This is a genomic window from Bacillus haikouensis, from assembly GCF_013179555.1.
GTDB classification, from domain to species: Bacteria; Bacillota; Bacilli; order Bacillales; family Bacillaceae_B; genus Rossellomorea; species Rossellomorea haikouensis_A.
Genome location: NZ_JABMCR010000233.1, coordinates 1 through 6,491, shown reverse-complemented (window position 1 = coordinate 6,491; position 6,491 = coordinate 1). Strand labels below are relative to the sequence as shown.

Below are 6,491 nucleotides of genomic sequence, written 5' to 3'. Positions count from 1 at the left end.
AAGAGTGCGAAACGCAAGATAGAACGCGTACAGCCGGAAGTATGGGATGTACTGGAAGAGGTAATTAAAGAACATCCTGTTCTTTTAAACCGTGCACCTACTCTTCACAGACTTGGGATTCAAGCATTCGAACCTACACTTGTCGAAGGTAGAGCGATCCGTCTTCACCCGCTCGTATGTACTGCATACAATGCGGACTTTGACGGTGACCAAATGGCGGTTCACGTACCATTATCTTCTGAGGCACAAGCCGAAGCGCGTATGCTGATGCTGGCTGCCCAAAACATCCTGAACCCTAAAGATGGTAAACCAGTCGTTACACCATCACAGGATATGGTACTTGGTAACTATTATCTGACACTTGAACGTGAGGATGCAGTCGGGGAAGGAATGGTCTTCTCGGACGCAAACGAAGTACTGCTTGCTTACCAAAGTGGATATGTACACTTGCATACCCGCATTGGAATCCATGCAGGAACACTTCACAACAAAACGTTCACTGAGAAACAGAACAAACAAATGTTATTAACAACGGTTGGTAAAGTGATCTTTAACGAGATTTTGCCTGATTCATTCCCGTTCATTAATGAACCGACAAAGACGAACTTGGAAGAAGCAACACCTGAGAAGTACTTTGTGGATCCGGGAACTGATATCAAAGAAGAAGTAAAAAGCCGTGAGTTGATCAATCCGTTCAAAAAAGGTTTCTTAGGAAACATCATCGCAGAAGTATTCAAGAAGTTTGCGATCACCGAAACTTCAAGAATGCTCGATAAAATGAAAGACCTGGGATTCAAATATTCTTCGAAAGCGGGTATTACAGTCGGTATCGCAGATATCGTAGTATTAGCTGAAAAAGAGCAAATCCTTGTAGAAGCACAAAGTAAAGTGGATAACGTATTGAAGCAATTCAAACGCGGTCTGATTACGGAAGATGAGAGATATGATCGTGTAATCTCCATCTGGAGTGCTGCTAAAGATACAATCCAAGGTAAATTAATGGCGACCCTTGATAAGCGCAACCCGATCTTCATGATGAGTGACTCTGGTGCCCGTGGTAATGCATCCAACTTCACTCAGCTTGCTGGTATGCGTGGTCTGATGGCCAACCCGGCCGGCCGCATCATTGAATTGCCGATCAAATCAAGTTTCCGTGAAGGCCTGACGGTTCTTGAATACTTTATCTCTACCCACGGTGCCCGTAAAGGTCTTGCCGATACAGCACTGAAAACAGCTGACTCAGGTTACCTGACTCGTCGTCTTGTGGATGTGGCACAGGATGTTATCGTACGTGAAGAAGACTGCGGAACTGACAGAGGTCTGTTGGTTGGTTCCATTAAAGAGGGGACAGAAATCATCGAACCTCTTGAAGAACGTCTGCTTGGTCGTTATTCGCGTAAAACACTTCGTCACCCTGAAACGGATGAGATTCTCGTCGATGAAAATCAGCTGATCAATGAAGACTTAGCCAAAGCCATCGTAGATGCAGGAGTTGAACACGTTTCTATCCGTTCTGCATTCACATGTAACACACGCCACGGTGTGTGTGAAAAATGTTATGGTACAAACTTAGCTACTGGTCAGAAGGTAGAGGTAGGAGAAGCAGTCGGTATCATCGCTGCACAATCAATCGGGGAACCAGGTACACAGTTGACGATGCGTACGTTCCATACCGGTGGGGTTGCAGGAGACGATATCACTCAAGGTTTACCGCGTATCCAGGAAATCTTCGAAGCGCGTAATCCGAAAGGGCAGGCTGTCATCTCCGAAATTGATGGTGTCATTACTTCAATTGGAGAAGGAAAAGACCGTCAATATGAAATCACTGTTCAAGGTGATGTGGAATCAAGAAATTACACAGCTCCTTACACAGCCCGCATGAAGTTCGCTGTTAACGATAAAGTTGCACGCGGACAGGAACTTACGGAAGGTTCGATCGATCCGAAAGAACTTCTTAAAGTGCGTGATGTATCCGCTGTTCAAGAATACTTGCTGCGCGAAGTACAAAAAGTATATCGTATGCAAGGGGTTGAAATCGGCGATAAACACGTTGAAGTTATGGTTCGTCAAATGCTTCGCAAAGTTCGCGTCATTGACGCTGGTGAAACCGAAGTGCTTCCGGGTACTCTCATGGATATCCATCAGTTCAGAGATGCGAATGAACATGCATTACTCAAAGGAAATCTCCCGGCAACAGGAAGACCTGTATTGCTTGGAATCACGAAAGCTTCCCTTGAGACGGATTCCTTCTTATCTGCAGCTTCATTCCAGGAAACAACCCGCGTGTTAACGGATGCTGCAATTAAAGGAAAACGTGATGAACTTCTAGGATTGAAAGAAAATGTCATCATCGGTAAACTGGTACCTGCTGGTACAGGTATGCAGCGCTACCGCAAAGCTGAACCTGTTTTAGCTGAAGAAACCAGCGAAGAGACAGTTACAGTAGAGTAATCTAATATGGCTAACTCTTAGAGTGATCTTGTATTCTAAGAGTTAGCTTTTATAAATCTTTTAATTCTGTGTTGACACAGCAATTTTAAGATGATAATATATTCAAGGTTGCTCCTATTAATAACCTGCTACTTTGGAGGATATCAAATGTCTTATGAAAAAGTATCACAGGCGACAGAAATTATTGTAGGGACAAAGCAAGCAGTGAAAGCTCTGAAAAATGGTCATGTACTGGAAGTTGTTATCGCGGAAGATGCTGATCCCAAGGTAATAGCGAAAGTAGTGCAGACAGCTAAAGATCTGAACGTTACGGTTACCAAAGTGGATTCAATGAAGAAGCTCGGTAAATCGTGCGGAATAGATGTTGGGGCGGCAGCTGTTGCGATTATACAGTAAAATAGTTTTTGTGGACTATATCTGCAAAAACTTTACTTTTACCCAAAAATGAACCACCTGGATGTGTGGGCTTACCAAGTTAGAAGGGAGGAAAACAAAATGCCAACTATTAACCAATTAGTTCGCAAGCCTCGTCAGTCAAAATCTACAAAGTCTAAGTCACCAGCACTTAACAAAGGTTATAACAGCTTTAAGAAAGTGCACACGAACTTGTCTTCTCCACAAAAACGTGGTGTATGTACTCGTGTAGGTACTATGACTCCAAAGAAACCGAACTCGGCGTTACGTAAATATGCACGTGTTCGTTTGACAAATGGAATCGAGGTTACTGCTTACATTCCTGGTATCGGTCACAACCTTCAAGAGCACAGTGTCGTGCTTATCCGTGGAGGACGTGTAAAGGATTTACCAGGGGTACGTTATCATATCGTACGTGGTGCGCTTGATACAGCTGGAGTTGAAGGCCGTATGCAAGGACGTTCTAAATACGGAACTAAGCGCCCTAAAGCAGCAAAAAAATAATAAAACAATAATAGATTCATTTCTCATTGAAAGGAGGAAATCACATGCCACGTAAAGGTCCTGTAGCAAAAAGAGACGTTTTACCTGATCCAATGTACAATTCTAAATTAGTTACTCGTTTAATCAATAAAATCATGATTGACGGTAAAAGAGGTAAAGCTCAAAAGAAATTATACTCTGCTTTTGATATCATCAGCGAGCGTTCTGGAAAAGATGCAATGGAAGTATTCGATGCAGCTTTAAAGAACATCATGCCGGTATTGGAAGTTAAAGCTCGTCGTGTTGGTGGTTCAAACTACCAAGTACCTGTTGAAGTTCGCCCTGAGCGTCGTACGACTTTAGGTCTTCGTTGGTTAGTAAACTACTCTCGTCTTCGCGGTGAGAAGACTATGGAAGAGCGTTTAGCTAACGAAATCCTTGATGCAGCTAATAACACTGGTGCTTCTGTCAAGAAGCGTGAAGATACACACAAGATGGCTGAAGCGAACAAAGCGTTTGCTCACTATCGCTGGTAATCTTTAATTAACAAACAAATCACACTCATATAAGGAAGGAGAAAGACCACATGCCAAGAGAGTTCTCCTTAGAAAACACTCGTAATATCGGTATCATGGCACACATCGATGCCGGTAAAACAACTGCAACTGAGCGTATCCTTTTTTACACTGGACGTATCCATAAAATTGGAGAAACTCACGAAGGTGCTTCTCAAATGGACTGGATGGAGCAGGAGCAAGAACGTGGTATCACGATCACATCTGCTGCGACAACAGCTCAATGGAAAGGCCATCGTATTAACATCATCGATACACCAGGACACGTAGACTTCACTGTTGAAGTTGAGCGTTCACTGCGTGTACTTGATGGTGCAGTAGCAGTACTTGATGCTCAATCAGGTGTTGAGCCTCAAACTGAAACGGTTTGGCGCCAGGCAACAACTTACGGGGTTCCCCGTGTTGTGTTCGTTAACAAGATGGACAAAATCGGTGCTGACTTCCTTTACTCTGTAAAAACTCTTCATGAGCGTTTACAAGCAAATGCACATCCGATTCAGCTTCCTATCGGGGCTGAAGATGACTTCGAAGGAATCATCGACTTAGTGGAAATGAAAGCTTACTTCTACGAAGATGATCTTGGAACACGTGCTGAAGCTCGTGACATTCCTGATGAGTATAAAGATCAAGCTGAAGAATACCGCGGAAAATTAATTGAAGCAGTATCTGAACTTGATGAAGAGTTAATGATGAAATACCTTGAAGGCGAAGAGCTTACAAATGATGAGCTTAAAGCTGCTATCCGTACAGCGACTCTAACTGTTGAGTTCTATCCGGTAGTTTGCGGATCAGCCTTCAAAAACAAAGGGGTTCAATTACTGATTGACTCAGTAATCGATTATCTTCCGGCACCAACTGATGTTGAAGATATCAAAGGCTTTATCCCTGAGACAGAAGAAGAAGTAACTCGTCCATCTTCAGACGAGGCTCCATTCTCTGCACTTGCGTTTAAAGTTGCTACTGACCCTTATGTTGGTAAATTGACATTCTTCCGTGTGTACTCTGGTATCTTAGATTCTGGTTCATACGTAAGAAACTCTTCAAAAGGCAAGCGTGAGCGTGTAGGACGTATCCTGCAAATGCATGCGAACTCCCGTGAAGAGATCTCAAGCGTTTACGCTGGGGACATTGCAGCGGCAGTTGGTCTTAAAGATACTAGTACTGGCGATACACTATGTGATGAGAAGAATCTTGTTATTCTTGAATCAATGGTATTCCCAGAGCCTGTTATCTCTTTATCAGTTGAGCCTAAATCAAAAGCCGACCAAGATAAAATGACGACTGCTCTACAAAAACTGCAAGAGGAAGATCCTACATTCCGCGCGCATACTGACCAGGAAACTGGACAAGTTATCATCGCGGGTATGGGCGAGCTTCACTTAGATATCATCGTTGACCGTATGAAACGTGAATTCAAAGTAGAAGCTAACGTTGGTGCTCCTCAAGTATCTTACCGTGAAACTTTCCGTGATACGGCTAAAGTTGAAGGTAAGTTCGCACGTCAATCTGGTGGACGCGGACAATTCGGACACGTTTGGATCGAATTCGCTCCTAACGAAGAAGGTAAAGGATTCGAATTCGAGAATGGTATCGTCGGTGGTGTGGTTCCTCGTGAATACATCCCTGCAGTACAGGCTGGTCTTCAAGATGCACTTGAAAATGGTGTACTTGCCGGTTTCCCACTGGTTGATGTTAAAGCAAGATTATTCGATGGATCTTACCATGATGTTGACTCCTCTGAAATGGCGTTTAAAATCGCTGCTTCAATGGCACTTAAGAATGCCGCTTCTAAATGTAAGCCGGTAATCCTTGAGCCAATGATGAAGGTAGAGGTTGTTATCCCTGAGGAATACCTTGGAGATATCATGGGTGACGTCACTTCCCGTCGTGGACGTGTGGAAGGTATGGAAGCACGCGGTAACGCACAAGTTGTTAAAGCGTTCGTACCTCTATCAGAAATGTTTGGATATGCAACGTCTCTTCGTTCTAACACACAAGGACGCGGAACATACTCCATGCACTTCGATCACTACGAAGAAGTACCTAAGTCGATTTCAGAAGAAATCATCAAAAAAAATAAAGGTGAATAATTGATTTATTCCCTTCAATAAAGTATAAATACTATGTAAGCTTTAACTCTTTCAGAGGTGGAGAAATCCGCTTCTGAAATTGACTTAACAATATACTTATTTCTTTTAAAATTAAAGGAGGATTTTCAAATGGGTAAGGAAAAATTTGATCGTTCCAAGCAACATGCGAATATCGGTACAATCGGTCACGTTGACCATGGTAAAACTACTTTAACTGCTGCAATCACAACTACTCTTCACAAGAAGTATGGTCGTGGAACTGCAATGGCTTATGACCAAATCGATGGTGCACCAGAAGAAAGAGAACGTGGAATCACAATCTCTACTGCACACGTTGAGTATGAAACTGACACTCGTCACTATGCACACGTTGACTGCCCAGGACACGCTGACTATGTTAAAAACATGATCACTGGTGCTGCGCAAATGGACGGTGGGATCCTAGTAGTATCTGCTGCTGATGGTCCAATGCCACAAA

6 protein-coding genes are annotated in these 6,491 nt (G+C 43.3%); all 6 read left to right on the top strand.

What is annotated here, in order from left to right; all coding sequences use genetic code 11:
- A partial coding sequence (gene rpoC, locus HP456_RS18120; RefSeq protein ID WP_172253696.1) for a DNA-directed RNA polymerase subunit beta' occupies positions 1-2,451 on the top strand: 2,451 nt, incomplete at its 5' end.
- 147 nt (positions 2,452-2,598) lie between these two features.
- On the top strand, positions 2,599-2,847 hold the full coding sequence (locus HP456_RS18115; protein WP_172253694.1) for a 50S ribosomal protein L7ae-like protein: 249 nt from the start codon (positions 2,599-2,601) through the stop codon (positions 2,845-2,847).
- A gap of 99 nt (positions 2,848-2,946) precedes the next feature.
- Positions 2,947-3,369 (top strand): 30S ribosomal protein S12, encoded by a 423-nt coding sequence (gene rpsL, locus HP456_RS18110; RefSeq protein WP_032085266.1) that lies wholly within the window; start codon positions 2,947-2,949, stop codon positions 3,367-3,369.
- 44 nt (positions 3,370-3,413) lie between these two features.
- A complete protein-coding gene (gene rpsG / locus HP456_RS18105; RefSeq protein ID WP_032085267.1) occupies positions 3,414-3,884 on the top strand; it encodes a 30S ribosomal protein S7 in 471 nt (156 codons plus the stop codon).
- 50 nt (positions 3,885-3,934) lie between these two features.
- Positions 3,935-6,013, top strand: a complete 2,079-nt coding sequence (gene fusA, locus HP456_RS18100; RefSeq protein WP_172253692.1) for an elongation factor G — start codon at positions 3,935-3,937, stop codon at positions 6,011-6,013.
- 129 nt (positions 6,014-6,142) lie between these two features.
- A partial coding sequence (locus HP456_RS18095; protein WP_246289235.1) for a GTP-binding protein occupies positions 6,143-6,491 on the top strand: 349 nt, incomplete at its 3' end.